At 44.0% G+C, this 26,500-nt stretch carries 23 protein-coding genes and 2 pseudogenes; 11 read left to right on the top strand and 14 right to left on the bottom strand.

The annotated features are described in order from the left end of the window. Positions 1 to 28 precede the first annotated feature (28 nt). The gene (locus C1S74_RS24370; protein ID WP_045398512.1) at positions 29 to 400 is read right to left on the bottom strand and encodes a YybH family protein; all 372 of its coding nucleotides are present in this window, start codon (positions 398 to 400) and stop codon (positions 29 to 31) included. A gap of 117 nt (positions 401 to 517) precedes the next feature. On the opposite strand from C1S74_RS24370, the gene C1S74_RS24365 reads away from it, so the two are divergent. Next, positions 518 to 1,384 (top strand): LysR family transcriptional regulator, encoded by an 867-nt coding sequence (locus tag C1S74_RS24365; protein WP_045398511.1) that lies wholly within the window; start codon positions 518 to 520, stop codon positions 1,382 to 1,384. 152 nt (positions 1,385 to 1,536) lie between these two features. Then, positions 1,537 to 1,830, top strand: a complete 294-nt coding sequence (locus C1S74_RS24360; protein ID WP_045398510.1) for a hypothetical protein — start codon at positions 1,537 to 1,539, stop codon at positions 1,828 to 1,830. Positions 1,831 to 1,890: 60 nt separating this feature from the next. On the opposite strand, the pseudogene C1S74_RS24355 reads toward C1S74_RS24360, so the two are convergent. Then, positions 1,891 to 2,202: pseudogene (locus tag C1S74_RS24355) on the bottom strand (IS4 family transposase); the annotation flags it as partial. Positions 2,203 to 2,257: 55 nt separating this feature from the next. Here C1S74_RS24355 and C1S74_RS24350 point away from each other — a divergent pair. From C1S74_RS24350 to C1S74_RS24330, 4 genes and pseudogenes are all read left to right on the top strand, one after another. Beyond that, a pseudogene (locus C1S74_RS24350) lies at positions 2,258 to 3,289 on the top strand (IS630 family transposase). Between the two features lie 672 nt (positions 3,290 to 3,961). Continuing rightward, positions 3,962 to 4,192 (top strand): transposase, encoded by a 231-nt coding sequence (locus tag C1S74_RS27150; RefSeq protein WP_197064546.1) that lies wholly within the window; start codon positions 3,962 to 3,964, stop codon positions 4,190 to 4,192. 41 nt (positions 4,193 to 4,233) lie between these two features. After that, positions 4,234 to 5,283, top strand: coding sequence for an OmpA family protein (locus C1S74_RS24335; RefSeq protein ID WP_052437296.1), 1,050 nt, complete (start codon positions 4,234 to 4,236; stop codon positions 5,281 to 5,283). Positions 5,284 to 5,310: 27 nt separating this feature from the next. Continuing rightward, positions 5,311 to 8,946 carry an Ig-like domain-containing protein gene (locus C1S74_RS24330; RefSeq protein WP_103415384.1) on the top strand — a complete coding sequence of 1,212 codons (3,636 nt, stop codon included), beginning with the start codon at positions 5,311 to 5,313 and terminating at the stop codon, positions 8,944 to 8,946. Between the two features lie 341 nt (positions 8,947 to 9,287). Here C1S74_RS24330 and C1S74_RS24325 read toward each other — a convergent pair whose 3' ends face one another. After that, a complete protein-coding gene (locus tag C1S74_RS24325; RefSeq protein ID WP_045398502.1) occupies positions 9,288 to 11,246 on the bottom strand; it encodes a monovalent cation:proton antiporter-2 (CPA2) family protein in 1,959 nt (652 codons plus the stop codon). Continuing rightward, on the bottom strand, positions 11,243 to 11,860 hold the full coding sequence (locus C1S74_RS24320; RefSeq protein WP_045398500.1) for an NAD(P)H-dependent oxidoreductase: 618 nt from the start codon (positions 11,858 to 11,860) through the stop codon (positions 11,243 to 11,245). The genes C1S74_RS24325 and C1S74_RS24320 overlap by 4 nt, the downstream gene beginning before the upstream one ends. Positions 11,861 to 12,179: 319 nt before the next feature. Here C1S74_RS24320 and C1S74_RS24315 point away from each other — a divergent pair, with 319 nt between their 5' ends. From C1S74_RS24315 to C1S74_RS24300, 4 genes are all read left to right on the top strand, one after another. Then, positions 12,180 to 14,312 carry a bifunctional 2',3'-cyclic-nucleotide 2'-phosphodiesterase/3'-nucleotidase gene (locus C1S74_RS24315; protein ID WP_231578781.1) on the top strand — a complete coding sequence of 711 codons (2,133 nt, stop codon included), beginning with the start codon at positions 12,180 to 12,182 and terminating at the stop codon, positions 14,310 to 14,312. A gap of 159 nt (positions 14,313 to 14,471) precedes the next feature. Next, entirely contained in the window at positions 14,472 to 15,413 is a 942-nt protein-coding gene (locus tag C1S74_RS24310) for a LysR family transcriptional regulator (RefSeq protein ID WP_045398924.1), read from the top strand. A gap of 179 nt (positions 15,414 to 15,592) precedes the next feature. Beyond that, the gene (locus tag C1S74_RS24305) at positions 15,593 to 16,570 is read left to right on the top strand and encodes a hypothetical protein (protein WP_045398498.1); all 978 of its coding nucleotides are present in this window, start codon (positions 15,593 to 15,595) and stop codon (positions 16,568 to 16,570) included. Between the two features lie 87 nt (positions 16,571 to 16,657). After that, the gene (locus C1S74_RS24300) at positions 16,658 to 17,308 is read left to right on the top strand and encodes a hypothetical protein (protein WP_045398496.1); all 651 of its coding nucleotides are present in this window, start codon (positions 16,658 to 16,660) and stop codon (positions 17,306 to 17,308) included. A 113-nt stretch (positions 17,309 to 17,421) separates the two neighbouring features. Here C1S74_RS24300 and C1S74_RS24295 read toward each other — a convergent pair whose 3' ends face one another. The 5 genes from C1S74_RS24295 to C1S74_RS24275 form a co-directional block, all read right to left on the bottom strand. Beyond that, positions 17,422 to 17,853 (bottom strand): YccF domain-containing protein, encoded by a 432-nt coding sequence (locus C1S74_RS24295; protein WP_039985227.1) that lies wholly within the window; start codon positions 17,851 to 17,853, stop codon positions 17,422 to 17,424. A 193-nt stretch (positions 17,854 to 18,046) separates the two neighbouring features. Beyond that, positions 18,047 to 19,261, bottom strand: a complete 1,215-nt coding sequence (locus tag C1S74_RS24290) for an MFS transporter (protein WP_045398495.1) — start codon at positions 19,259 to 19,261, stop codon at positions 18,047 to 18,049. Between the two features lie 12 nt (positions 19,262 to 19,273). Beyond that, positions 19,274 to 19,438, bottom strand: a complete 165-nt coding sequence (locus tag C1S74_RS24285; protein WP_167391158.1) for a hypothetical protein — start codon at positions 19,436 to 19,438, stop codon at positions 19,274 to 19,276. A 172-nt stretch (positions 19,439 to 19,610) separates the two neighbouring features. Further along, positions 19,611 to 20,333 carry a hypothetical protein gene (locus tag C1S74_RS24280; protein WP_045398493.1) on the bottom strand — a complete coding sequence of 241 codons (723 nt, stop codon included), beginning with the start codon at positions 20,331 to 20,333 and terminating at the stop codon, positions 19,611 to 19,613. 106 nt (positions 20,334 to 20,439) lie between these two features. Further along, the gene (locus C1S74_RS24275) at positions 20,440 to 20,958 is read right to left on the bottom strand and encodes a cysteine hydrolase family protein (protein WP_045398490.1); all 519 of its coding nucleotides are present in this window, start codon (positions 20,956 to 20,958) and stop codon (positions 20,440 to 20,442) included. Between the two features lie 120 nt (positions 20,959 to 21,078). Here C1S74_RS24275 and C1S74_RS24270 point away from each other — a divergent pair, with 120 nt between their 5' ends. Further along, positions 21,079 to 22,002, top strand: coding sequence for a GlxA family transcriptional regulator (locus C1S74_RS24270; RefSeq protein WP_045398489.1), 924 nt, complete (start codon positions 21,079 to 21,081; stop codon positions 22,000 to 22,002). Here the strand turns inward: C1S74_RS24270 and C1S74_RS24265 are convergent, their stop codons facing one another. The 5 genes from C1S74_RS24265 to C1S74_RS24245 all read right to left on the bottom strand — a co-directional run bounded on the left by C1S74_RS24265 (position 22,003) and on the right by C1S74_RS24245 (position 26,494). Then, positions 22,003 to 22,935 carry a Gfo/Idh/MocA family protein gene (locus tag C1S74_RS24265; RefSeq protein ID WP_045398487.1) on the bottom strand — a complete coding sequence of 311 codons (933 nt, stop codon included), beginning with the start codon at positions 22,933 to 22,935 and terminating at the stop codon, positions 22,003 to 22,005. Positions 22,936 to 23,074: 139 nt separating this feature from the next. Next, on the bottom strand, positions 23,075 to 23,791 hold the full coding sequence (locus C1S74_RS24260) for a hypothetical protein (RefSeq protein ID WP_045398485.1): 717 nt from the start codon (positions 23,789 to 23,791) through the stop codon (positions 23,075 to 23,077). Positions 23,792 to 23,895: 104 nt separating this feature from the next. Further along, positions 23,896 to 25,551: a phosphoethanolamine transferase gene (locus tag C1S74_RS24255; RefSeq protein WP_045398483.1), complete on the bottom strand. Its 1,656-nt coding sequence runs from the start codon at positions 25,549 to 25,551 to the stop codon at positions 23,896 to 23,898. 21 nt (positions 25,552 to 25,572) lie between these two features. Continuing rightward, complete coding sequence (locus C1S74_RS24250; RefSeq protein ID WP_045398481.1) at positions 25,573 to 25,929, bottom strand: diacylglycerol kinase; 357 nt, start codon at positions 25,927 to 25,929, stop codon at positions 25,573 to 25,575. A 172-nt stretch (positions 25,930 to 26,101) separates the two neighbouring features. Continuing rightward, positions 26,102 to 26,494: a glycine zipper family protein gene (locus tag C1S74_RS24245; RefSeq protein WP_045398479.1), complete on the bottom strand. Its 393-nt coding sequence runs from the start codon at positions 26,492 to 26,494 to the stop codon at positions 26,102 to 26,104. Between the last annotated feature and the right edge of the window lie 6 nt (positions 26,495 to 26,500).

The raw sequence follows: 26,500 nt of genomic DNA, 5'->3' as shown, positions 1-26,500 counted from the left end.
GGATTTTTTATTCTGAAAGACTTAAAGCTTATCGTTCGCCAAGCACTTCAAACTCATCGTAAGTTAGGCGAGACAAACCATCTTCTTGAATTTCCCATAACTCTTTATGCACGACACCAAACGCCTTGTTCATCGTCCAATCTGAAGTAAGGATGCAGCCATTTTCGCTGTCTTTTTCCCACTTAGTGTTGGTGTAGTCCACGCTGTTAAAACCTTGGTCCATGATGTTTTGCCAGAATGCTTGGATCGCTTCACGTCCCTCAAATGTTCCAAATGGTTTTGCAATCATAACTGCATCTTCAGCGTATTGTGCTGCACAGCCCGCAGCGTCTTGATTATTGAAAGCGATTTGCCATGCTGAGATGCCTGCTTGAGCGCGTTTTAAAACTGATTGAGTCATCCTGAATATCCTGTGATTGGTGTTTGTTTATGTAGCAATCATAGGGTTAGAATTGAGATAGAAAAACAAATTAATAAGAATTGAATGTTCTGTAAAAAAGAACAATAAGGAAGAGCGATGAATAAGCTGCGTTTAATGTCTCTGTTCGTTCATATTGTCGAGTGTGGTTCAATCTCCAAAGCTGCAGATAAGTTAGAGCTTTCTAAGTCAGTGTTGAGCTCTGCTTTGAAGCAACTAGAGCAAGAGCTGGATACTTGCTTACTCAAACGTACGACCAGAAAGCAAACTCTGACCTCGACGGGTGAGTGCTTTTACGAGCAGTGCGCGCAAATGACAAAACAAGCAGAAGCAGCGTGGTTAGAAGCCACAGAGTTAAAGCAAGTGCCAACGGGAAGGCTTACTGTCACTGCGCCACATGCACTAATGCGCTCAATAGTGCTGCCTGCTTTAACGAGTGCTTTTGCTGATTACTCTGATGTGCAGTTAAATTTGATCAGTGATGATAAGCATGTGGATATTGTTCAGCAGGATATCGATCTTGCGGTACGAGTAGGGGCTTCTGGCGATTCAAATATTAAGCAGCGCAAAGTGGGGCAGTTTTGTGACGTACTGTGTCGCGTGAGAGGATCGCATACTGAGTTTGAAAGTGCGCCTTATATTGCTCAACATTGGCAACTTGAACCTGTGGCCCATGCGTTTGCTTCCAAGGAGCTGGAACGTCAAATTCAATATCCAGTGAAGCACCGAGCGAATACCGTCTTTGATGTGGCCAGCCTTTTAGAAATGGGGTTAGGTGTTGGGATCTTGCCTGATTTTATGTTGGAGTCGAACTCGCTTCTTGAACCGGTTCCCGGTGCGAAAGCGTCAAAGGTGAACCCAATTTATGTATTACATCCTTACCAAGCTCATGTGCCGATGGCTGTGACATTAGCAATAAAGGCGATTGAATCGCGCATTGACGAAGTCATTTTATGTAAAAACTGACGGTTAGTGGGGCGAACACTCATAGTCGGTTTGGAATTAAAATTGATTAATTTTTATTCAGGATCAATCTTCATTATTATTTCACCCCACGTTCAAAATGCCTCGTCTACACTGTTTGATGAGTTGTCAGTTGGCAGACCAAGGAGGCAGCCATGATTGCAGTTCATCGAGAGTATTGTTTATCGAATAGCCCAGATTTACACGCCCATGTTGAAGTCAACCCCGTCGGTAAATTGGAAGTTGAAATTGTCGAGCTTCATGAACACCACACCACCGAGTTTGATGATCTTTCTTTTGAAAACCAGGGGGGTGAAACACGGATATATGGGAAAGAGAATACGGTTCCATGGCAGTTTAATTTGGCGAAAACCGATGCGTTAGAACTCTCTCATCTTGTGGATGAAGCCAACGAAGAGTACGAAACGTTAATGAGTGATCTCATGTGAAGCAGGATTTATCCTCGGCAATAAAAAACCTCCCAGCTGGGCTGTCTCTTGATCACAAGTCTAGTGATCAAGAGACATTGCGAGTTCGTAGCCTTCAAGGATGGTTTGCAGTTTAAACCATCCTTCCCAAAGCACCTTTATTGAAGCTCTGCCCGTCCTCTTGGTATCTTTCCAACCGCCTAATGTTGCGAGATTTTTATACGCCCAGCCTATATCCGGCACTTCTTTAGGTAACGTCTTACTTTCTAGTTTCAACCACAGTAGCTTCCAAGCTTTCGTGCCTAAAACCTTTTCACAACTTTCTTTCGTTAGCTCATCAACTTCTTTAATGAAGCGTAACGCCAATAAACGCGTAGCAACAAAGGCATATACCCGTGATCATTGAAGATGCTTGATTTTCAGTAAAATCAGGATCATGCTACGAACCATGAAAATTACACTGACTCCTCAAAAGAAACTACAACTCGAACAAATGCACGACATTGAACGTGATAGTCGAGTTTGCGACCGTATTAAAGCTGTTTTGCTGGCTTCTGAAGGCTGGAGTCAGACTATGATTTAACAAGCTCTTCGTATTCATGAATCGACCGTTGCACGCCACCTCAGTGACTACGTGCTTTCTGAAAAACTTAAGCCTGAAAATGGCGCAAGCCAAAGCAAGCTTTCTGCTATTCAAACCATGCAGCTAATCGAGCATTTGACTGAGAAAACCTATTCTCACACTCATCAAATTGTCGCCTACATTAAAGAGATATTTGGACTTGATTACACTGTCTCTGGTATGAACAAATGGCTTCACCACAATGGTTTTAGCTACAAGCAACCAAAAGGCGTTCAACACAAGTTTGATGAAGCAAAACAGCAAGCATTTATAGAGGCTTATGAAGCGTTAAAGGCAAGCTGTGGCAAGGATGAATCGATAGTTTTTATCGACGCTGTTCACCCAACCTTATCAACAAAAATATCTCATGGTTGGATACGTACTGGTCAGGATAAAGTGATTGAAACAACGGGCAATCGTAGCCGATTGAACATTATTGGCGCACTGAACTTGTCAGATATTGGGGCTACTATTGTTCATGATTATGAGAGCATTAACCGTGAAACGATTGTTCGCTTTTTTTGTAAGTTAAGAGAGAGTTATCCGTTAGTTCATAAGCTTCATATCATCTTAGATGGAGCGGGATATCACCGCAGTGACTTAGTCAGAGATGCGGCGTTTGTCTTGAATATTGAACTGCATTATCTTCCACCTTACAGCCCAAACCTCAACCCAATAGAGCGGCTATGGAAAGTAATGAATGAGAAGTCGAGGAACAACGTTTATTTCAAAAGAAAACGGGACTTCAAGGCGGCAATAGACCAATTTTTTGCTGTGACTCTTCCAGAGATCGCAGGCTCTTTGACATCTCGAATTAATGATAATTTTCAGGTTCTCAAGCCTGCATCTTCAAGTTGATTCGGTATATACATAGCCCAATCTTTGAGAAATATTTGTAGTAATGAGTCGCTACATTTGGCGGAGGATATATGCTTTACTCCGCCACAGTTTATAAATGGTTACTTTTGCATATCAGTTTATGATGCGCTTACCTTGAACCAGCCTAGGTTTTACACTTCAGAGATCGATTACAATATAGAACCATTTACAGGATGTGGAGGCGTAGCAAAAGAACTATTGATCTCTCAGGTATTTTTTTTGCTGCCGAAGTTTTTCTACCTGAGAGCAAAGGTCGTTATACTCTCTCACTTTCTCATCGGAAAGTTTCTTTGCCTTGGCGTAAAGGTCTTCATATTCACGCTCGCGTCTCTGAGCTTCCTCCAACGCAAGCCGTTGCGCTTGTTCACGGTCCCGCTTCACGCCTTGCTGCGTCTTGTTCGTGTTGCATAAATTTACGACCATAAGCCCCAAGCCCCGACACGGAAAACCAACGGCCTATTCCTAAATTAATATAATCTCTCAATTCATCTTTTGAAATTGCATTATTTCCATGCCGAAACTCCGAAAGGTCTATCTCAATACAGTTCATGGTTAGGAATTTCAATCCTAACCATCAAAATGGCTAACGAGTCGTTAGAGCGAGCAAGAAAAGCAATACGTAGCCAACTGACACCATAACAACACGGTGGACTGCTAAAGGATAGATTTGTACTGTTAAAGCGAAGGCATGAGCTTACAGATGCTGAATACCTACGTTATTCAGGTTGGGTGCTCAACTATCCTAAAATGGGAGAGGCTTACGAACTTAAAGAGTCTTTCTTTTACATTTGGAATAGTCGAACTAGTGATGAAGCTCAGCAAACGTACTACGCTTGGCTACGACAAATATCCCCTTGTAAACGTTGCTATATAAAAAAATAACTATACTAAAAACTTAAGGTAAACATTATTTGGGGGAATCAATGAGATTCATCACTTTCTGTTCTCTTTTGAGTATCAATATACCCACCTCACTGGCTAATGATATCAACGACTTATACATAAGTGAAGAGCATGAAGCTTACTCTCAAACTGCTAACTCCATCTATGTTGGTACTAGCTTAGGCTGGAGCTATTTCCAAGATGCTTGTGGTTTGGCTGAGAGTGATTGTACAAATGATGTACTAAGTTATGGTGTTTACGCAGGTTATCAATTCAATGCCTATTTTGCACTTGAAGCAGGTCTACATTCTTTCAGTCAGTTAGAAGCTAACTATTTGGATAGCAACAGCTCGGTTGACATTTGGGGGGGAGATATAGCGATGGTTTTTACTTTGCCCGTATCCAACCAGGTTAGTTTGTATTCCAAACTTGGAGGCGCATACTTTGACATCGATAAAGAGGTCGATAGTACCGATTTCGCCAGCACACATGGGTTGGATGTATTAGCTGCTTTAGGAATGAACTATCAATTTTCTCAGAACTGGGCATTACGTGGTGAGTATTCATTCATTGATGGTGTGGGTAATACAAGCACGGCTCAGGCGGACTTACATTCATTAACATTGGGTTTGACTTATCATTTTTCCCCTGCGATACCTGTTGTAGTGGCAACGCAAAGCGCGGTTGAAACAGGAGAGTTTAAAGAAAACGAACCGCAAGATGCTCTTTCTGAACCTCAGGATCAAGTATTCCAAATAGAGCAGTTATTTGATTTTGATTCTACAGAGCTCAAATACAATAGTGCGCTCAAAAAATATGCTTCACAGCTCACCTTCCTTCCAAATAGCAAAATTAAAATCACAGGCTTTACTGACTCCCTTGGTACAAGAGTATATAACCAACGTTTATCTGAATTACGAGCTCAAGCGGTCGCTGAATACTTTAAAATGATGGGAGTGAGTCATTCTAGAATTGAAGTTATAGGCCTAGGAGAAAAAAACTTTAAAGCGGCGAATGATACGGAATATGGCAGAGCGCAAAACCGTAGAGTTGAAATTAGCGTTGCTCCTCAAGATCAATCAAATAACTAAAATTTAGAGTATATACCAGTGAAAAATATGATGAATACATTAATCCTATCCATCCTTTCACTATGTACCTTATTACTGGTCGGTTGTAATAATGGTGATAGTGGACTTTTGGATACCCCGACGTCACCTGTTGATCCGATCATTGAGTTGAATGTTGAACCTAGGCAATCGTCTGTCCCTATAGGTTTTTCTCAACAGATGCAAGCTTACGCAACGTTAGATAGTGGCCAAGTGATTGAGGTGACACAAGATGAAGCGATTACATGGAATACCAGTGATGCCAATATAGCAACGATCAGTAATAGCGATAATACCAAAGGCTTGGTGACCGCTGGGCAAGAGGGTGTGGTTACAATAATTGCTTCTGGGTCTGCAAACGGAAGAACGTTTGAAGCCTCAGCGATATTAAGTGTCACAGATGCGGTAGTCACCGAATTGATCGTTGAACCTGTGATTAATACACTCCCGGTAGGGTTTGAACAACAATACCGTGCAGAGGTGATTTTATCTAACAATCAAGTATTAGACGTTACCCAAGATAGTGCAATTAGCTGGCAGAGTAGCGATACAAACATTGCGACGGTCAGCAATAGTGCTGGTACAAAAGGTCAAGTGACAGCGCGAGCAGTAGGTGAGGTTGTAATCACAGCATCAGGCTCTGCTAATGGCCAGGTTTTCCAAGCCTCTGCAATTTTTAACGTTTCTAATGCGGTTGTCACGGAGCTCAACGTTGAGCCAGCTACCCAGTCGTTACCTGTTGGTTTGGAGCAGCAATATAGTGCGAAGGTTAAGTTGTCTGATAACCGTGTACTTGACGTGACTCAAGATTCCGCGATCAACTGGCGAGTGAGCGACACGAACGTTGCATCGTTAAACAGCAATATGGCTGAAAAAGGCTTGGTGAAAGCCTTGCAGGTGGGAGAGGTGATAGTCACCGCTTCGGGGGTGGCTAATGGTCAAGATTTTGAGGCCTCAGCGATATTAAGTGTCACAGATGCGGTAGTCACCGAATTGATCGTTGAACCTGTGATTAATACACTCCCGGTAGGGTTTGAACAACAATACCGTGCAGAGGTGATTTTATCTAACAATCAAGTATTAGACGTTACCCAAGATAGTGCAATTAGCTGGCAGAGTAGCGATACAAACATTGCGACGGTCAGCAATAGTGCTGGTACAAAAGGTCAAGTGACAGCGCGAGCAGTAGGTGAGGTTGTAATCACAGCATCAGGCTCTGCTAATGGCCAGGTTTTCCAAGCCTCTGCAATTTTTAACGTTTCTAATGCGGTTGTCACGGAGCTCAACGTTGAGCCAGCTACCCAGTCGTTACCTGTTGGTTTGGAGCAGCAATATAGTGCGAAGGTTAAGTTGTCTGATAACCGTGTACTTGACGTGACTCAAGATTCCGCGATCAACTGGCGAGTGAGCGACACGAACGTTGTATCGGTAAACAGCAATATGGCTGAAAAAGGCTTGGTGAAAGCCTTGCAGGTGGGAGAGGTGATAGTCACCGCTTCGGGGGTGGCTAATGGTCAAGATTTTGAGGCCTCAGCGATATTAAGTGTCACAGATGCGGTAGTCACCGAATTGATAGTTGAACCTGTGATTAATACACTCCCGGTGGGGCTTGAGCAACAATATCTCGCTCAGGTGATCCTGTCTAATAATCAAGTGCTAGATGTGACTCAGGATTCCGCAATCAGCTGGAGCACGAGTGATTCAAATATTGCGATTGTGAGTAATAATGCTGGGACTCGTGGTTTAGTCACGGCTTTGGATGAGGGAAGTGTCACGGTGACGGTTTCCGGCAGTGCAAATGGTCAAGTTTTTAATGCATCGGCCAATTTGATGGTGACCGACGCAGTGGTCACTCAACTATTAGTTGAGCCGTCAAACAGCGCACTTCCAGTCGGCTTAGAGCAGCAATACATTGCGAAAGTAGTGCTGTCTGACAAGCAAGTTTTGGATGTGACTCAAGACACTGCCATTAGTTGGCAAAGCAGTGATTCAAGTATTGCCTCTATTAGCAACGATACTGGTGTGAAAGGTTTGTTGGAAGCATTCAATCAAGGTGTGGTAACCATTACAGCCTCTGGTATCGCTAACGGGCAACGCTTTGACGCTTCGACAACACTAACGGTAACAGACGCCACCGTTACCGCCTTGCAAGTTATACCATTGAACACCAACTTGCCAGAAGGCACTCTCGATGGTGTCGCGATTCCGGTGGGATTGAGTCAATCCTATAAAGCGGTGGCGACGATGTCGGATGGTTCGACATTGGAGGTTACCAATAGCTCAGCATTAAGTTGGAGCAGCGAAAATTCTGATGTCGCAATCATTACTAGCAACTTGCCATCAGGCAATGGTGTGGCGGAAGGGTTAGCAACAGGATTTACCACCATTTCTGCTTCCGGAGAAGACAATGGCCAAGCTTTTATTGCTTACGCACAGTTGGAAGTTACCGAGGCTGTGGTTACTAACCTAGAAATCTCCCCATTGGATGCTTCAGTGCCTGCAGGGTTAACACAACAATTTACCGCGATAGCAACGCTTTCTGATGACTCAACGTTGGATGTGACCGAAAATGCAGCATTAAACTGGAGCAGTGATAACTCAAGCGTTGTGACTATCAATCCAAACACGGGGCTAGCGACGGGGATAGCAACAGGAGTGGCGACCATTACCGCAACGGGTATCGCGAATGAGCAGGTATTTTCAGCAAGTGTCGAGTTAGACGTGGCCAATGCAATAATAAGTACCTTGCAGGTATCGCCGCTCGATACCTCTATTCCTCGAGGACAAACTCAGCAGTTTGTCGCTACCGCAGTATTATCTGATGATTCTGAGATAGATGTGACCAACAACACTGGATTGAGTTGGGTGAGTAGCGCTCCTCAGGTCGCTGAAATTAAGAGTGGTTTGTCCGAAAGTAACGGTATAGCGAAAGGCTTGACTATCGGTACGACTCAGGTGACAGCGACAGCCATGGTCAATGGTACGTTATATAGCGCAAATGCAAACTTAGAAGTGACAGATAAAGATGTGAGTGCGTTGCAAATAGAAGGGGCTGCAAGCATCCCAGTATATAACTATCTCGGTTCGTTGACGGAATTCTATCAAGTGATTGCAGAATACTCAGATGGTGAAATCATCGAGTATCCGGAGGAATTAGAATGGACGATAGATATCACTACTCCTGGGTTAGCGTCATTTGATATTGAAGCACAGTCTATTACCACCTTCCCACCAGAAGATGAAGTCGCTGGTGATGTGATTATGACGGCATGCACCAGCCAAGGTGTTTGTTCGTCAAAACGAGTCATATTGTTCACTCGTATTATTCAGATCTTAGAGGGGAGTGTCGGTGGCACAGATAAAAGCTGTGAAGACATTGGTTACAGCTCTATCACGATAGAAGCCTACAGGGAGATATTTAATTCTGAATATCGACCAGAAGGCGTAGCTAATTGGGCTTACCGAAGAGGGACTTGGAGTTATGGTTTGGTAGCGAATGTTTACGGGCGTATTGAGCCTTATACAGAAACGTACATCGATAAAGTGGCTTATATAGTCACTGGAGCGGATATATTCGTCACGGATACGTATGACGTATTAAGTACCTCGTATCTACCTAATCATCTGATTTGTAAAATTGATTAGATATGGTCTCTGAGTAAACCTGCTAAATATAAAGCCGCCTTTAATTTCAATGGTGGCTTTGTTTTAGCAGAAGCGTCAAAACGTATTACTCATCGAGCTAACGCAGAAATGGCTTGCTGTACGGCCGAAAATTGAATTTTGATGATGCATCTCTTCGAAGGTAAGGAAATTTTGAGTTTCCTTACCTTCGACGTAGCTGATCAGATCGTAGGTTATAGATTTAGTTCCACTGAATTACGCAACAAAGCCCCCCCTAAATCCTGTCTCTTATACACAAATCCCCAAGCTTGTAGCTTGGGGATTTGTGTATAAGAGACAGCCCAGCTGGGAGGTTTTTTTGTTTATTGAGTGTCTTCTTTTGCAGGGTGTAATTCTTGAACGTTCTCTTCACTGAAATCATCCGCATACCCTTTTGGTGGCGGTGTCCAACCACGTTCTGAACGGGACAATTTATCGTGACGATCTTTTTGCATCTCTTCAGCCATCTTTTCTTCAAGATGGATAAACAGTTGACGGAAGTTGTTATCGTAACGCTCTCCTTCAGAATCGTCTGCCCATGCTTCGTACAACATGTCAGACTTTCGGTCTTCCACGCGTTTATAGGTTGCTTTCTGTTGCTCTACATAGAACGGGTGAATGCCCAGTGATTTCATAACATGACCGCCCATTTCCAAAGCTGAATGATAGGTTTCAGATTCAATAATATCTGCGCCTGCTTGACGAAGTAAGTAACTGTGTCCACGGTCAAAGGCGCGCGCAATGACTTTCACCTTCGGATACGTGTGCTTGACGTACTTGACCAGTTCAACACTCGCTTCTTGATTATCGATGGCGACGACAATCGCGGCAGCGTGCTCAATGCCAGCGGTATGCAGCATATCCGGGCGCATAGCGTCCCCGAAGTAGGCACGAGTACCTATTTGTCGCATGTTGTCGACTTGGCTTGCTTGGTGATCGAGTACTACCGTTTGAACACCATTAGATACCAACAAGCGGTTTACGATCTGACCAAAGCGACCAATACCTGCGATGATGACTGTACCTTGTTCTTCAATGGTGTCACTTTCACGCTCATTCGATTCACTTTCAAAACGAGGAAGAATCATCTTATCAAATAGAATGAACAGACCCGGTGTTAGGAACATGGAAATCGCAACGACTAATGCCAGTGTTTGTGAAAGCTCGAATGGGATTACGTGGTTTTGTACCGAGAAGCTTAATAGTACAAAACCGAATTCACCCGCTTGCGCCAAGCTCAATGTGAACAACCAACGGTTACTGCCTTTAATGCGGAAGATGAACGCAAGTGCGAATAAAATCGCTGCTTTCAGAATCATTACGCCAAGCGTCAGACCGATGATTAAACCAAAGTCGTTGAACAGTACCGAGAAGTCGATGCCCGCACCAACAGTGATAAAGAATAAGCCAAGGAGCAAGCCTTTAAATGGTTCGATGTTCGATTCGAGTTCATGACGGAACTCACTGTTCGCCAGTACCACACCTGCCAAGAAAGTACCGAGAGCAGGGGACAGGCCAACTAAGCTCATCAGCGCAGCGATACCGATAACCAGCATCAAAGCGGTAGCAGTAAAGATTTCACGTAAACCAGAGCTTGCTACATAACGAAACAGTGGGCGACTGAGGAAGTGTCCGCCAACCACCACGATAGCAATCGAAGCGGTGATCACTATGCCGTAAGCCCAACCTGGTAAACCAGCGACTAAGCTAAGTTCTTCATGGTGTTCTGCTGCGCTTTGGGCTGCCGATTGTGCTTGCTCTACGAGTTCAGGCAATGCCAACAGCGGAATAAATGCCAGCATTGGAATTACGGCGATATCTTGGAAAAGCAGCACCGAGAACGCGTTCTGACCACCTTCAGTTTTGGTCAGTCCTTTCTCGCTAAAGGTTTGCAGAACAATCGCTGTCGATGATAGAGCGAAAATCAGACCAATGGCCAATGCAACGGTCCAAGTTTGTCCAAAATAAAGTGCGATAGCCATAATCAGAGCGGCTGTGCCACCGACCTGTAAACCACCTAACCCCATCAAGCGGTTTCGCATTGCCCAAAGCATTTTCGGTTCGAGTTCCAAACCAACTAAGAACAACATCATCACTACGCCAAATTCAGCGAAATGTTGAATCGTTGTGGTTTCTTCGCCGACCAAGCCTATGATTGGGCCGATGACAACACCGGCGATCAAGTAACCAAGAACTGAGCCCAAGCCTAAACGCTTCGCCAAAGGCACTGCAATGACGGCGGCAATAAGGTAAACAAAGGCTTGTAAGAATATCCCTGTCATGACGCTTCCTTAATCAATTGTAGTAATGCGCTATTTAACTTGATGAGTGATGCTGCCGCTTTAATATCAAGCGTATCTTTAACCAATGCATTAAGCAGCGTTTGGTAACGCTCTACATGTTGTGGAATTCGGTCTTCTTCTTGAGCGGTACGAGAGCCAAACAGCGCGAGTGGAGCGATGTAGTTCATCCCAGTCAGTGCCGACATTTGTTCAATAGGGGCAAGTAGCTCTCTAATGGTGAAATGGTTATAACCTTCGGCTTTATAGGCTTCTTCTTTACCACCGGCAGAAAGTACACAAAGCATGGTTTTGCCATGAAGCTCTGTGCCTTCTGAGCCATAAGCAAAGCCGTATTCCAAAACCAGATCTTGCCACTCTTTTAAAATGGCTGGCGTGGAATACCAATAGAGAGGGAATTGAAAGATGACCACATCATGATCAAGTAAACGTTGTTGCTCACGATCGATGTTGATATTGAAGTGCGGGTACTCAGCGTAAAGGTCGACACATGTAACGCCTTCAATTTGTTGAGCGGCTTTAAAAAGCGGAGCATTCACCTCTGAGCGATGCTGGGAAGGATGCGCAAAGAGAATTAAAACTTTTTTACTTATCATAGGAATCCTTGCTATGCGTCTAAACCATTTTTGGTATAAGAATGAAAGACTTTTGGTTGCTGTATCAAACTGTAACCCATAAACCTTAACCTATCTACATAAGTGATTGAACTAGCGAAAGGTAAAATCACTTTCAATAGAATTCAGAAAATCATGATGGGATACATTTGGTATCTGCTTAAAGTTGAGATGATTCATTATAAGTATAAATGTCTGTTTTTAATGAAATAGTTTCGTCATTTATTTTCTATAAAAACGTCATACCTTATCGTCAAGATACTTGAGTTTTTAATCTAAACTTTGAGAATTTGAGGATAAAATGAATACGCCAACTAAATTAGCCCTGTCGACATCAATGGCTGTCGCGTTGTTCGGCTGCGGCAGTTCAAGTGATGATGAGCAAACGCCTGTTACAATAGACTTACGCTTGATGGAAACAACCGATCTGCATGGCAACATGATGCCTTACAATTACTTTAGTAATCAGGGGCAGCAGGATTACGGGTTTGCTCGCACGGCACCAGTGATTCGCCAAGCGCGTGAAGAAGTGGCTAACAGCATGCTGTTTGATAATGGTGACTTGATTCAGGGAAGCCCGATGGCGGATTACATGGCAAATTTAGGGCTAGAATACCTGGAGAAAAATCGCCATAGCGTTTACAAAGCGATGAACTTGCTTGATTACGATGCTGCAAATATTGGTAATCATGAGTTTAACTACGGGCTTGAATATCTAGATGCGGCTATCAAAGGTGCTAATTTCCCATACGTGGTGGCTAACGTTTTTAAATATGATGAAACGTTAGTGACACCTGACAGTTTTGAGTCACAATCTTGTGAGCCTCATATTGACTCTGAGTTTCTAGACCAAGCAGAAACAGCCTTTGATCCTTATCTCATCCTTGATCGTGATTTTATTGCTGATGACGGTGAAACTTACACTGTTAGCGTGGGTGTTATTGGTTTTACTCCACCAAATATTATGAGCTGGGACAAAACGCATCTCGAGTGTGAAGTTTTAGTGTCTGATATTAAGACGACAGCAGCTTATTACGTCGAGAAAATGAAAGACGACGGCGCAGATATCATCGTAGCGATCCCACATACCGGTCTTTCTGGTGGTGACGCAGATGTGCCATTTATGGATAACGCAACTTGGCAACTAGCACAAATCGATGGTATTGATGCGATTATGTTTGGTCACGATCACAACAATTTTCCAACCACCAGTGGCAGTTATGATGGAATGGAAGGGGTCGATGCGCCGACAGGGAAGGTCTTTGGTAAACCAGCGGTTATGCCAGGTTACTGGGGGAATAATGTTGGTGTGATTGATCTTGTGTTAGAAACCACTAACTCGGGCGAGTCTTGGTCTGTCAATCATGCTCAAAGTACAGCAGAGCTTCGCTCGTTGTTTGCTGATAAAAATGCCGTTGCTGCGGATGTCGTGCAAGCGGTAATGGAAGATCATGATGGAACGGTTGAATTCATGAAGACACCAATCCTACAAATTGAGCAGAAAATTAACAGTTTCTTCTCTGCGATTGAGTCTGACTTGTCTGTACAGATCGTGAATGAAGCGCAGTTTAATTGGGGTAATAAGATTACCTCAGATGGCACGTTAGAAATGGAACCAAACTCGATTCTACTTTCTGTTTCTGCACCATTCAAAGGTGGTCGTGGCGGCGCGTTCGATTACACCAATATAGATGGTAGTGAGTTAACGAACGCGAGTGTTGCTGATCTTTATGTGTTCGATAACAACACACCTGCCGTGCTCAAACTTACAATTGCGGATGTAAAAGAGTGGTTAGAAACCATTGCCTCCCAACAGTACAAGACGGTTACAGAGCAGGATGATTACTTATTGCATCAGATGTTCCGCAGTTACAACCTGGATATCTTCTATGGTGGCTGGGATGCAGATAATAACCCTATCTCATTGACTTACTCGATCGATGTGAATCAACCCCCTCGTTACTACGTGGATGATAGTGGCGAATTGATCAATGATACGGAGAATAAACCACAATTGAACCCTGCTGGTGATTATCGCCGAATCAGCGATATTTCATACAACGGCGCAGTACTCAATGATGATCAAGTGGTTTACGTCGTAACTAATAATTACCGTGCTTCGAACAATTGGATCCCCGGTGTTGATAATGCTGAGCTAGTGTATGAAGACGGCGCTTACTCAAATCGTGAGCTAGTAGACCAATACTTGAATGAACTGGCAGATTCCTACCCGGAGGCAGTACCATTGCATCGCTTTGAGAATGCGCAAAACTTTTCGCTCACAGGGTTGGCAGCAGGTACGAGTGTGAAATTCTTATCCTCTCCAGATGGTGATGTATTTGCTGGCGAAGTTGATTCGATAACTTTCACCAATGAAACGGGCGACGTTGGTGATAACTCTGGTTTCAGTGTTTATCAATATACCTTCGAATAGTCCCATCTCACTTTAATCAAAGCCCGCAAGTTTGCGGGTTTTGTTATTTTTTTGTCATAGGAAGGAATCTAGCGCAAAGAAATCATGCAAGTCGATTGGAAAGTACGCAAATCTGTTCTTATTCTGAATAATAACCCTAAGTTATTAACGACGTGGAATATGGCCAAAGATCTCTTCTCTAATCTCGACCTCAATTTGCTCCGGACGTTTATCATTCTCCATCAAGAACGTAACATGCGCCGAGCCGCTGAGCGTTTGTTCGTCTCTCAACCCGCGGTGAGTAAAGCACTGCAACGATTGCGAGATCATTTTGAAGATGAGCTGTTTGTGAAAACGCATCATGGTTTGCGTGCTACTGAATATGCGAACGAACTGGCTGAAAACTTAGGGCCGTTACTTGATGAGATTTCCAATACGCTCAACGGATCTAAAACCTTCAATCCATTGGAGATGAATGGGACCGTCAAAATAGCACTCGCCCCGTTTATTCTGAGCTCTTACGCCAGTGAAATCTTCCAAGCAATAAGGCTAGCTGCCCCAAATGTTCAAGTGCACCTGCTTAATTGGTCACGCTCAACCATGGAAGAGATCATTAAAGACGATGTTATGCTCGGTGTGAATTACGACATCAATCATGCACCTAAAGAGCTACTGACGAAAATGATCGTCAAAGACACCTTCTGTGCTTATGTTCGAAAAGATCACCCTTTGAAAGGCGAGCGCTTGCAAATATCCGATTGTAAGGACTTAGAGTTTGCGACTGTAATTGCTGCGGACTGGAACTCTAATATCTCGTTTTCGGAAAAGATAATGAAAATCAGAGGGGTAGAACCCAAAATTGCATTTCGCTCTGAATTGCCGTCGGCTATCATCGATGTGGTTGCCAATTCTGATATGGTTTTTCCAGCTTCCAAAACCGTCAATGTTGATAAGCTTCACAAACTACGTAGGCTTGATATTGAGTTTGATGGCATCGTGATTGAGCCTTGTCTGCATGCTTACTACCACCATAAAAACCGTCGCAATGAAACGGTGCATTGGCTGCGTAATATCGTGACCGAGATTATCGCTGGGCACTTAGAACGTACTTCCTACCAATAATAACCATCGGTTATCACGCCTTATACTTCTGTTTATTAATAACCCACCGTTAAGTGCGGGTTTCTTTTAAGCGATTAGTGCCAAAAAACACTGTTCAATATACTTCTCTTCATCGGGCAGGGAGTCCACAGATCCTGCAAGAGGCAGCCCTGAATTTCGACAAATTAAGAGAGTAAATCATGAAAGTTAAATTACTGAGTGCAGTTATCGCAGCATCTTTTCTAGCCGGTTGTTCATCATCAAGTTCTTCGGACTCCCCTAGTGAGCCAGCAGGTGTGGCATCGGTACAAACCTTCGAAGGTGAACATTTCGATGGAATGGCAATTCAAGGCGACAGCGGTGACTACAACACAGTCGCAATCCGTGGCGTAGAAGGTAACACCGTATTTAATGTCGGTGGTGAACTGTACTTCACAGACGGTGATGTCGTGAAAGATGCTTCAGGTAATGTGGTTGGTAATATTGAAGTTCGCAATAACGAGTTGGTGTTTGTGAATGATAAAGGCTTCGTACATTTATCCGTTGAAGATGGTCGTCTGGTTGTTGAAGAGTTTAAGCCTAAAGTTGAACACCCTATTGAACCGACACCTGAGCACCCAATCGTAGGTACGCCATCAAACCCAATTGAGCCAATTCCAGAACACCCAATTCAAGGTAGTCCAATAAACCCAATAGAACCTGTTCCGCAGCATCCAATTGAAGGTGGGCCTGTAAATCCAATTGAACCAATGCCAGAGCACCCAATTACAGGCTCTCCATCTAATCCAGTAGAGCCAGTTTTAGACACAAAAAACGCAAAACTCACGCTTGCAGAGACGACTCAAGATGGAGTGTGGGATATTCAATCAACAGAGGGCAAGGTGGGGCAACTCCTTATCACTGATAACGACAACGTTATGCTCTCCGTTGATGGAAAAAGCCATACCTTCGAAAATACTCATGTTGTAAAAGACATACAGGGTAAGGTTGAATCAATTGCATTGACTGGCTCTAACGGTAACAAGTTTTACTGGAATAAAGACTCGGGGATCAATCGAGTTGAGAAGCAACTAACCAAAGAACAGCGTGCAGAATTGAAACAGAAAGTGCAATCCCTATCACAAGAGCAACGTCAGCAAATAAAAAGAGCGATTCGCGACCGCGTTGAGCGTTCGTAAACCAAATCGCATAAGGGTAAGTAGCAAGGAGCCGCTTGATTTAAGTGGCTCCTTTTTTCTTTTCGAGTCTTTCTGATAGGTATCCCAATGAATAAATCTCTGACGCTGCTTTGCGCGCTCTTTGCCGTGCCGTGTTTTTCTGCTGACCACAAAATGCCAGAGTTTGGTTTAGATGTATCCAATACAGATGATGAATGGATTGCGACTGCTTCAGGGTACTTACAAGCAACAGAAGAATGGAATATTTCTGCTGAAGTGGATTCTACGGGGTATTTAGAATTGGGGACGGGATATGGCGTGATGCTCGGACAATTCTATACAGAAGCATTTGTGAGTTATGGACGTGCAGATCTGTTCGATGTGTATGATGCGGGAGTATTTACCGGAACCGCATTGGGGGATGATTGGATGATTTTTGCCAACAGCTCTCATGAGTGGAGAACCAGTTCAATTGGTAAGTCATTCCCATCATTGGAAAAGACAGAAAGAGAGTGGAAAAACACCGTTGGTGCAAGCTATACACCGATTGATTTTATCCGGCTTGGTTATTCGTATAACTACGATAAAAAACTCACAGAAGGCGGTCATCGAACCAATCACGAAGTACGTATTACTTTAAAACCGAAATGGGTAGAGCCTTATGTGAAGTACACATTTGGTGAGCATAGAGTTTCGCCGGGATCGACCAAGATAAGTGAAGAGAACAGCGTTGAACTAGGTATTAACTTTAACTTTTAACTGAGGTGGGAGTATGAACTTTCAATCAATTATTCTTGAGTATGCAGTGGCAATTATGGGCTTACTTTTGACAGGAATAACCCTCTAAGCAGGATGCTCAGAGGGTTAAAAAATTAACGGTTGATGTTGTAGCGAGCCATGGTCGCTTCTTCTGTCGTCACGACTGTTTTACCTATCGGAGCCAGAGAGATAACCGCGAGTTTCAGGTGTTGAAGTGCGAACGGAATACCAATGATGGTTACAAAGCATGCAACGGCAGAAAGTATATGGCCGATTGCCAACCAAATACCTGCAAATACAAACCAAATCACGTTACCAATCACGCCAAGTGGGCTAGTACCGATGTCCATTTCATTGGTCAGTTCATCTCGTGAAACCGCTTCTTTGCCGAATGGGAAGAACGAGAAGTTACCCATCACAAAACAAGCGCGTCCCCATGGAATGCCGATGATGCTGATGAAAGCCAGTAGTCCGAAGAACCACCATAGCAAACCCATGAATACGCCACCGAATACAAACCAGATGATGTTGCCGAGTGTTCTCATTTAAAACCCTTTTTGATTTATAGCGTTGTGTTAAGTATGTCACACGAATCTTAACAGAGGATGAATGGACGCACTTTATCTTAAATAAGCAATCATTGATGAGAATGCCTATTCGATTGAGGGAAAACAGAAAGCGTGTTGCGGGGAGAAAAGAGAAAAGGCTCCCAACGATAACGTTAAGAGCCTTCTTAGATTACGCGGTTGCCAAGTTCAAACGTGGCACCGGTTTGTCATTGATCGGCAGGTGAATAAGAGCCGCGATAAATGCCAACACAACTGTTGACCACCAGATTGGATCGTAAGAGCCGTAGTAATCGTAAATGCGACCACCAACCCAAGCACCCAAGAAGCTGCCTACTTGGTGAGTGAAGAACACCAAGCCGTACAAGGTTGAAAGGTAACGAGCACCAAAAATCTGGCGTACCAAGCCTGAAGTCAGTGGCACCGTGCCTAACCAACAGAAGCCGATAGCACCACCAAAAATGGCAGCAGTGTGTTCGGTGACAGGTAAAGTTACAAAAGCACCAATCACCACCGTGCGCATCAAGTACAGGGCAGACATAACGTGACGTTTGTTAAAGCGATCGGCCATCACACCCCAGAAGTAAGAGCCAAAGATGTTGAAGATACCGACATACGCCAGTGCCATCGCCGCTGTTGAAGCCGGTAAATCTTTATCTGCCAAGTAACTTGGTAGATGAGTGGCAATAAACATGACATGGAAGCCACACACGAAGAAACCAGCGTGGATCAACCAGTAACCTTTGTGTACGAAAGCTTCTTTTAACGCTTCTTTCAGAGTTTGCGTATCTTCTTGAGCACTTGCGGCGTTGTTGGTTTGTGGTTTTGCCGTTCTCATGAACAACGCAAACATCACCATAAAGCTACACAATACGGCAAACACCTGAAGCGCACCTTGCCAGCCCAAATCGCTCATCAACGCCTGTGCTCCAGGGATCATGGCAAACATGCCGAATGAGCCCGCTGCAGTCGTCAAACCAAAAGCTTTTGCAGCGTGTTGTGCAGGGACTACTTTAGCAACAGCACCTAGCACGATCACATAACTGGTCGCGCTTAAGCCGAAACCAACCAGCACACCCAATGACAGATACATCATGGTTGGCTCAACTGCGATAGAGGTCAGGTAAAGACCCAAAGCGTATGAAATGGCACCTAAAATGATAATACGCTTCGCGCCCCAACGGTCTGACGCCATACCAACAAACGGTTGGAACACGCCAAACAACAAGTTCTGCAATGCAATGGCAAAGCTAAAGAACTCGCGACCCGTTTGGAAGTGATCTGAAATTGGCATCATGAAAATGCCGAACGATTGTCTGATCCCTAGACAGATAATCAAAATCCCTATTCCAAGCCAAACAAGAATTGGAAATCGGAAAATACTCATAATTTGCTCTTATTAATGGTGATGATGGTGATGATGGTGGTGATGAGAGTGATCGTGTTGTTCGCCATCGCCAGTGGTCTGATGGCAACCGCTATTCATCGCTTGTTCTGCTAGCATTTCCAACAAGTTAGGTGAGTGATGGACAATAACCAGAGATAGAATCAACATGACTGACATTCTCACCACCTGAGCGAAAATGGATTGAGAAAAAAGCATACATTGTGCGCTCAAGTAGAAAAAAGAGCGCGAAGTGTAGAGATAAGTCTGTGATGACACAAATGATAAAAAGTGAAGTAAGGTATGCGTTTTATGCATACCTTGTTGAGTGTCCAAAATACCAGCAAATGGCTTAAAAAACAGAGTCTAAAACAGACAGCACTCGGCAGTTGCCCAATGGATCCAATATCACCATGATGGCTCTGGTTTCGGTAGAAACACTGCACGTGTCTATCACCGTTGCTGTGCCTGTTTCTCTGATTTCAATCGGAACATTTGCCGTATTTGCACCCACGATGATCTGGCTCGACAAGGTTCTTTTGCTCAGGTTAAAGATTCGTTGGGACCCATCCACCCAAACATCACTATTGATAGCGCCTTGTAGTTGGCTAGCATCCATAACGAATACAGAGACTTGAGTATTGGTTGTACTGCTCGTGTCGGGCTTGTCTTGGAAGACGAGGTCATAAAAACCTGTGTTAGCGTCACCAAAAGCAAAGATCACTTGAGGATTAGAGACAGTAATTGAGCGTGTCTCACTGACTAAGGTTTGCTGGCTATTGGTTTCAATCAAATCAAACGTGATATCAAAAGTGTTAGCGTTTTCTTGAATCAACAGCAAGCCTGTTTCTGTCGCACCATAAAGTGGCAGATTGGAATAAATATCTTCTTGCAGGCTGCCATAATTGGCTTGAACACTGATATCTGAAACACCGCTCGGGTTTTGGTTGACGAAGTTAACGCTCTGAAAGTTGAGAGCTCTTACCGCAATCTCTGGATCTGAGGAGTCGCTCCCTCCACAGCCGGTGAGTGCGCTCGATAAGGTGATAATTGATAAAACTGACATCCACTTCATTGTGCTGTCCCTATAGAGTTAATGAGAGTCAGTGCCAACCAACAGGACCCGACGCGTGGCGCATCGGGTCATTCTAATTAAGACAGTATAGTGGATGCTCGCAGGCTTACAGTTTTTGTTCTGCAGTTACTAGTGGGACGCGAGTTGATACAGCGTGCAGTGCGATGTTGTGGATCATTTCATCGACTGTTGTACAGCAGTCCATAAGAATTGATACATCGTATTTTTCTGCCGCTTTAGAAATCGCAGTATGAGTGACACAGTTTTGCGTCATCATGCCAGTTACTAATAGCTCTGTTACCCCATGTTTTTGTAGTACTTCTTCAAGGTTTGTTTGTTCAAAGCCGTCCGCAAAGTGTTTGATAACCACATCGGCATTTGGCGCTAGCGCTAAGATCTCAGGGTGAATGTCAGCGCCTTCAGAACCTTCATTAAAGAAAGGCGCAATGCCCATTGCTGGATCGGCGATGTGCTGAATATGAATGACAGGAATATTTTTCTCATTCGCTTTAGCAATTGCGCTCTTGATGTTGTTTAGTGTTGCTTCTGTATTCCATAGCGGAAATTTACCGTTAGGGAAGTAGTCGTTTTGTAGATCGATAACAAGAAGTGCTGCTTGGTTCATGGTGTTTTCCTTTTGTTTTCAGTGAATGTGTTGCTTTGGTATGGGAGCTATTATGCGTACTTTCTTTTTTCTTGCTTAGTGTCTAAAATGACAAAAAATAGGTCAAAAACGACAATTAGAATGAACAAGATAAACATTGCTATTGTGAACTATCCGGGGGCTTCAAAAGCGTCAGTCTATGGTTTGCAGGAGCTGTTTGAGATGGCAAACCGTGCTTCGATTGAGCTTGATGTTGAATGCCGCTTTCATGCAGACATCATTGATTGGAAAGAAGACGTTATTCGAGCCGATGATTTCGCGGTCGTCATACTGCCACCAAGCGGTGCGGAGCAATATTACCTTTCGCCAAGTGAGGCGTTAACGTCTTGGTTGTTTGAGCAGCACAAAGCTGGAGCGGTTGTTGCTTCTGCATGTGCAGGGGCTTTTATTCTCGCTCACGCTGATTTGTTGAATAACAAAGCGTGCACGACACACTGGGGGCTGGCAGGGTTATTCCGAGACAGGTTTCCTAACGTGACACTTAAGCCTGAATCCATCCTTATCAACGAGGGCAGCATCATTACCGCTGGTGGTATGATGTCTTGGCTTGATTTGGGGTTGGAGCTAGTTTCTCAGCTAAGTACACCTGCAGTGATGCGTTTGTTGGGAAAGATGCTGGTGGTCGATACTGGTGCCAGAGAGCAACGTTTTTATCAGCAATTCACGCCTAACTTTCAACACGGTGATAGTGCCGTTCTTAGTGTTCAGCACTACATGGCCGATCATTTCTCACATGTGATTTCAAATCAAGCTCTATCGGAGATCAGTTGTTTAACTGAGCGCACGCTTCAGAGACGTTTTCAAAAAGCAACAGGTTTGAACTTGAATCAGTATCTGCAGCATCTTCGTGTGCAAAAGGCGTGTGATTTATTAGAGTCGAGCAACTTAGCTTTTGAAGTCATCGCTTATCAAGTTGGGTATCAAGACGCGAGCGCGTTTCGCAAAGTGTTCATCAAAACCATGGGATTGACTCCCAAAGCGTTCCGCGCTCGGTTTAGTGCTTAATTATCGACGCACTGACTGTTCAATGTGCTGACAAATCGCTTCGGCAAGTTGGTGGCTAGCGATATTGCGCGCTACGATTTCAGAGGCGATTTTGCCTGACTGGATGACTTCAAACCAATCCAGCAGCATAGAGTGGAAACCTTTACTGGTTAGCATTGGCGTCCAATCTTTTAAGCTCAATTTTTGCTCCTGATTGTCTTGCCACAGTTTCCCTTCAATAAACGAATCAAACTCCATCGCTTTGTTTGAATAGCACGCTTGGACACGTTCAGTGGTGATACCAAAATGGCGGTTCATTGATGCGTGAAGCAGTGTCTCACCATGTTGCCATTGGATATCTAAACGAGCCAGTTGGTCACCATCCATTTGATGTGTAATGTAAGCGTCTTTCAGGTCTGCTCTGGCCGTGATGTTCACGCTATCAAGAGGGTGGATAAAATCGTCGAAAATGAAGGTACGGATATCCCCTGGTAATTGATGACGGTTCTTCTCCCAACGAAGAGACTTCAAGCCCGAGAATTCGCCTTTCTGGATGCTCGGCATATGTTGATTGTAGAGCGGGATATGACGGCGATTGAAGCCAACATACAGAGGCTGTTTCACGCGTTCTGCCAGTTCATATAGCTTTTCTACTTCAGCAGCGCTGTCTGCCAAAGGCTTATCAACGAATGTCGGGATGCCTTGCTCCAAAAAGAAAGCGGCAATTTGAGGGTGAACGCTAGTAGCGGCGTGAATCATGACCGCATCTACGCCCATGCCAACCAGTTGCTGATAGTCTTGGCAGGTTTCTGCGATTCGATACTGTTGAGCGAGTGCGTTAAGTGTGTCTGCATTACGGGTACAAAACACCAATTCTACATTTGGAAGTTGAGTGATAACGGGGAGGTAAGCTTTTTGAGCAATATCGCCCAAGCCAATGATGCCAATTTTCATTTGAATTCTTCTTTCAACGTCATACATATGGGGGTGAGTATAACTTGAATTAGGAAATGGATTGATTCTATGAGTGTGGTTTTCTGCACAAAAGAAAACAAAGTCTGTAGGCTATTTACCCCACAGACTTTGTAGCCTTTTATCCGCCAAGCGTTTCAAGGAAATCGACACTGAAGCAGTTGCCATATGGGCTCAACACAACCAATTCTGGCTTATCTTGGGTACTGAAGTGGCAAGTTTCTGCTTGGCCGTCTCGAGTAAACGTCATTTCAAGAGACTCCTGGTATTCTGGTGCGGTAAGCATGGATGAAAACGTTTTATTTGGCAGGTCTTTGATATGCTGATCAGCATAGGTGACCTCAGAATGCCTTTCTCCCTTTATTAGCCCCGCATCCATTACATAGATAGGTACTCTGTTGTTGGTGAGTTTCGGCAGAGAAGGGCGATCTTGGATTGAAATCTCATACTGGTTGTTGCTGACATCGCCAAATGCAAAGACCAACTCATGTTGCCCTGACTTCAACGTTTTCTTGGTTTGTGTTAATTGAAGTTGTGAGTTGCTATCAAACAACTTAAATGTATATGGAATCGATGGACTTTTTTGTTGTGTTATAAGGAGTGTACTGGCAGAAGACCCGTACTCGAAAAGGCCTGAATAAATGATTTGTTCACTGCCTTGGCTATAAGCTTTTATCTGAACGTCAGAAGGTTGGTTTTTACCATAGTCAACGAGGTTGATTGTTTGAGCTCGGACACTTTTTATCGGCAAGGGTGTCGGTGTAGAAATGTCTTCAGAATCACATCCAGAAAGACCTGCGGTAGTTAATAATATGATGATGAGTGTTGTTTTATTCATAAGAGAACCTTGTGTGGCATGTAAATTTCCACCTAGCCGTAGATGCTGATTTGAATGCTCATGGTTCGACGTGAGAGAGGTTTTTAAACCTCTCTCAATTATTTTTATATGCTTTGACGACAGGTCTTAAAGATGTCCAATTTCCCATCGTAGGCATTGGTTTCTACATCCATAATACCCAGCAAAGAGTGAAAGATATTATCGTGTGAATGTGTTGCGGTTTGCTTTGCTTCTTGCGCCAAACAATCGGTGTTGATGTGTTTCGCTTGCTTAAAGCCTGGTGACATCCAAAGCATCATAGGGACGCGTTTTTGGAAATCTGGTGCTAAGCCATAAGGCATACCGTGTAAGAACAAGCCATTTTCTCCGAGAGATTCACCGTGGTCAGAAACGTAGATCATCGCGGTATTGTATTTGTCTTCCAGCGTTTTTAATTTCGTAATGGTTTGGTCTAAAACGAAATCCGTATAGCGAATCGTGTTGTCATAGGAGTTCCTAATTTGCTCAATGCTACAGTTTTCGATGTCTGCTCTAGGGCAGTCCGGTTGGAAAAAGGCTTTGTCTTTTGGGTAACGTTGGAAGTATGTTGGGCCGTGGCTACCAATTAGATGCAGAGCCACTACTCGGTTGCCTTTCATGCTTGAGATTTGGTCATCCAAATTGTCTAGCAATGCCATGTCATAACAGGTGTCGCCGTTGCAAAGCGTGTTCTGCTCGTTGCGATCAACATCCATCTTATTGATCTTATGTGCAACCCCTTTATCACCGCCATCATTGTCTTTCCACATTAAATCGATGTCTGCACGTTGCATGATGTCGAGCGCATTATCTTGGTTATCCGCTTTGCTGCGATCGAAATCGCTACGTGGTAACTGTGAGAACATACAAGGAACTGAAACCGCTGTAGCCGTACCACAAGAGGAAACGTCTTGGAATGAAATGACGTCCAGTTTGCTGGTGTATGGATTGGTCTCTCTTTCATAACCATTAATTTGATAGTTCTGCGTACGTGCCGTTTCACCCAATACAAACAACAACAAGGTTGGTTTCTCTTGTGCCTGTTTGAGAGCCACTTCTGATTGCTTTGCATCCGCACCAATCTCACGATATGGCTCAGGTGTAGAGAGGTAATTTTCCTTCACATAGCTAGACATGGCGTACACGTATTGCGTTGGGATGATGATTTTTTTCAAGTAACTATTATTGCGACCGACAGAGGCATAATCTTGGTAGTAAAGGCCCGCAATAACGGCAATCACAGCCAGTGAAGCAAGCATCGAGACCATTTTAGTCAGAGTAAAGCGAAGCCATTGGCCTTTGAGTGGTTTGAATTTCAGTTTGAAAACAAGTAAAGCGGGAATAACGCCCATTACAATCGTCCAAATGACCGAATAAGCACTTAGGTAAGAACTGGCTTCACTAGTGTCGGTCTCTACGATATTGGTAATCATGTCCGTATCAAACAGGGTACCGTAGTTGTAACTTGCATAGCTCACCATGCCTGAAGTGATCAGCAGGAAAATGAAGAATGGCTTGCTGATCCAAGGCCAACTGAATAGGTTGAACAAGAAGTTCAGTGCTGCAAAGAAGAAGATGGGAATTGTTATGATGAAGCCTATCTTGACTTGATCAAGATCCGAAAAAATATGAACTAATTCCTTATAGATAGGAATATTCACCACAAGCGCGAAGTATAATGCGAGCAAAAGCGTAAAGGTAACATATGAGATACCTTTAGCTGTGGAATCAACTGTCTTCATAAGTGACTTTCTTTGGTTGGTCTAAAGTAAAATCGACGCCCAAACAAATAGGGCGAGAAAAAGTGCAACAAATACTGCTGCTGAACCAATGTCTTTGGCTCTCCCACTGAGTTCATGCCAGTCATCGCTGACACGGTCGACAACCGCTTCTATGGCGGAGTTAATCAACTCAACAATCACAACCAATAAGAGGCTGCTGATCATCATGATGCGTTCTAGTGTGGAGACAGGAAGCAAGAATGCGCAGATAGAAAGTACCAGTGTCAGCACTAATTCTTGTCTGAAAGCGGCTTCGTGAGTCCATGCTGCCTTCAATCCTTGAAGTGAATAGCCGGTTGCGTCCAAAATCCGGCGAATGCCTGTTTTACCTGGTTTCAAAATGTAGCCTTTTAACTGCTAAGCCTTAAAAAAGAGAGGTGCTTTGAGGGATAAAGCCCCCTAAAGAAAAGGCATTTAATTGCGATTGGAGTGTAAAAGAGTGAGCGTGAAACATTTGTGAAATTTACATCTACAAACTCACTTATTTATGCAATTGATGCGACTTTATACTTTATGATTCAAGGTCATAGACGGTGTAACCCTTGTTCGCTAAACACTTACGAAGAACCAGTGACTGCGTTTTGGTTGAATCGTTGGCTCCGCCCAGCGCGCCTGCCCCTGCTCCCACAGCAGTACCAGCAACAGCACCAACTGCTGCGCCACCAATTCCATCTTCAAGTACGCCAGCAACGGCTCCTACTAAAGCACCGGTTACCGCACCATTTTTTGCTTCCGTTTTTGCAGCCTCACCTTTATTGACTTTTTCTGCGTAGCCTTGGCAATACGTAAAGTCTTGTTCGTATTGGACTTGGTCGACATTTGTCATGTCGACAACCGGTTCTTGGTTGTAAGCACATGCAGCAAGGGTGGAAGAGAGGGTGATAAGAAGAAGCGGTTTATGCATTGGTTT

Source organism: Vibrio hyugaensis, assembly GCF_002906655.1.
GTDB classification, from domain to species: Bacteria; Pseudomonadota; Gammaproteobacteria; order Enterobacterales; family Vibrionaceae; genus Vibrio; species Vibrio hyugaensis.
The sequence above is the reverse complement of the archived record's forward strand: the minus strand, read 5'-3'. Positions and strand labels throughout refer to the sequence as shown.

Excerpts from the sequence above, each read along its gene's own strand:
- C1S74_RS24315 (WP_231578781.1), top strand. The coding sequence starts at position 12,180 with ATGAATACGCCAACTAAATTAGCCCTGTCGACATCAATGGCTGTCGCG.
- C1S74_RS24335 (WP_052437296.1), top strand. The coding sequence starts at position 4,234 with ATGAGATTCATCACTTTCTGTTCTCTTTTGAGTATCAATATACCCACC.
- C1S74_RS24295 (WP_039985227.1), bottom strand. The coding sequence starts at position 17,853 with ATGAGAACACTCGGCAACATCATCTGGTTTGTATTCGGTGGCGTATTC.
- C1S74_RS24265 (WP_045398487.1), bottom strand. The coding sequence starts at position 22,935 with ATGAAAATTGGCATCATTGGCTTGGGCGATATTGCTCAAAAAGCTTAC.
- C1S74_RS24300 (WP_045398496.1), top strand. The coding sequence starts at position 16,658 with ATGAATAAATCTCTGACGCTGCTTTGCGCGCTCTTTGCCGTGCCGTGT.
- C1S74_RS24290 (WP_045398495.1), bottom strand. The coding sequence starts at position 19,261 with ATGAGTATTTTCCGATTTCCAATTCTTGTTTGGCTTGGAATAGGGATT.
- C1S74_RS24360 (WP_045398510.1), top strand. The coding sequence starts at position 1,537 with ATGATTGCAGTTCATCGAGAGTATTGTTTATCGAATAGCCCAGATTTA.
- C1S74_RS24270 (WP_045398489.1), top strand. The coding sequence starts at position 21,079 with ATGAACAAGATAAACATTGCTATTGTGAACTATCCGGGGGCTTCAAAA.
- C1S74_RS24255 (WP_045398483.1), bottom strand. The coding sequence starts at position 25,551 with ATGAAGACAGTTGATTCCACAGCTAAAGGTATCTCATATGTTACCTTT.
- C1S74_RS24275 (WP_045398490.1), bottom strand. The coding sequence starts at position 20,958 with ATGAACCAAGCAGCACTTCTTGTTATCGATCTACAAAACGACTACTTC.
- C1S74_RS24370 (WP_045398512.1), bottom strand. The coding sequence starts at position 400 with ATGACTCAATCAGTTTTAAAACGCGCTCAAGCAGGCATCTCAGCATGG.
- C1S74_RS24325 (WP_045398502.1), bottom strand. The coding sequence starts at position 11,246 with ATGACAGGGATATTCTTACAAGCCTTTGTTTACCTTATTGCCGCCGTC.
- C1S74_RS24305 (WP_045398498.1), top strand. The coding sequence starts at position 15,593 with ATGAAAGTTAAATTACTGAGTGCAGTTATCGCAGCATCTTTTCTAGCC.
- C1S74_RS24365 (WP_045398511.1), top strand. The coding sequence starts at position 518 with ATGAATAAGCTGCGTTTAATGTCTCTGTTCGTTCATATTGTCGAGTGT.
- C1S74_RS24330 (WP_103415384.1), top strand. The coding sequence starts at position 5,311 with ATGATGAATACATTAATCCTATCCATCCTTTCACTATGTACCTTATTA.
- C1S74_RS24320 (WP_045398500.1), bottom strand. The coding sequence starts at position 11,860 with ATGATAAGTAAAAAAGTTTTAATTCTCTTTGCGCATCCTTCCCAGCAT.
- C1S74_RS24310 (WP_045398924.1), top strand. The coding sequence starts at position 14,472 with ATGGCCAAAGATCTCTTCTCTAATCTCGACCTCAATTTGCTCCGGACG.
- C1S74_RS24280 (WP_045398493.1), bottom strand. The coding sequence starts at position 20,333 with ATGAAGTGGATGTCAGTTTTATCAATTATCACCTTATCGAGCGCACTC.
- C1S74_RS24285 (WP_167391158.1), bottom strand. The coding sequence starts at position 19,438 with ATGTCAGTCATGTTGATTCTATCTCTGGTTATTGTCCATCACTCACCT.
- C1S74_RS24260 (WP_045398485.1), bottom strand. The coding sequence starts at position 23,791 with ATGAATAAAACAACACTCATCATCATATTATTAACTACCGCAGGTCTT.
- C1S74_RS24245 (WP_045398479.1), bottom strand. The coding sequence starts at position 26,494 with ATGCATAAACCGCTTCTTCTTATCACCCTCTCTTCCACCCTTGCTGCA.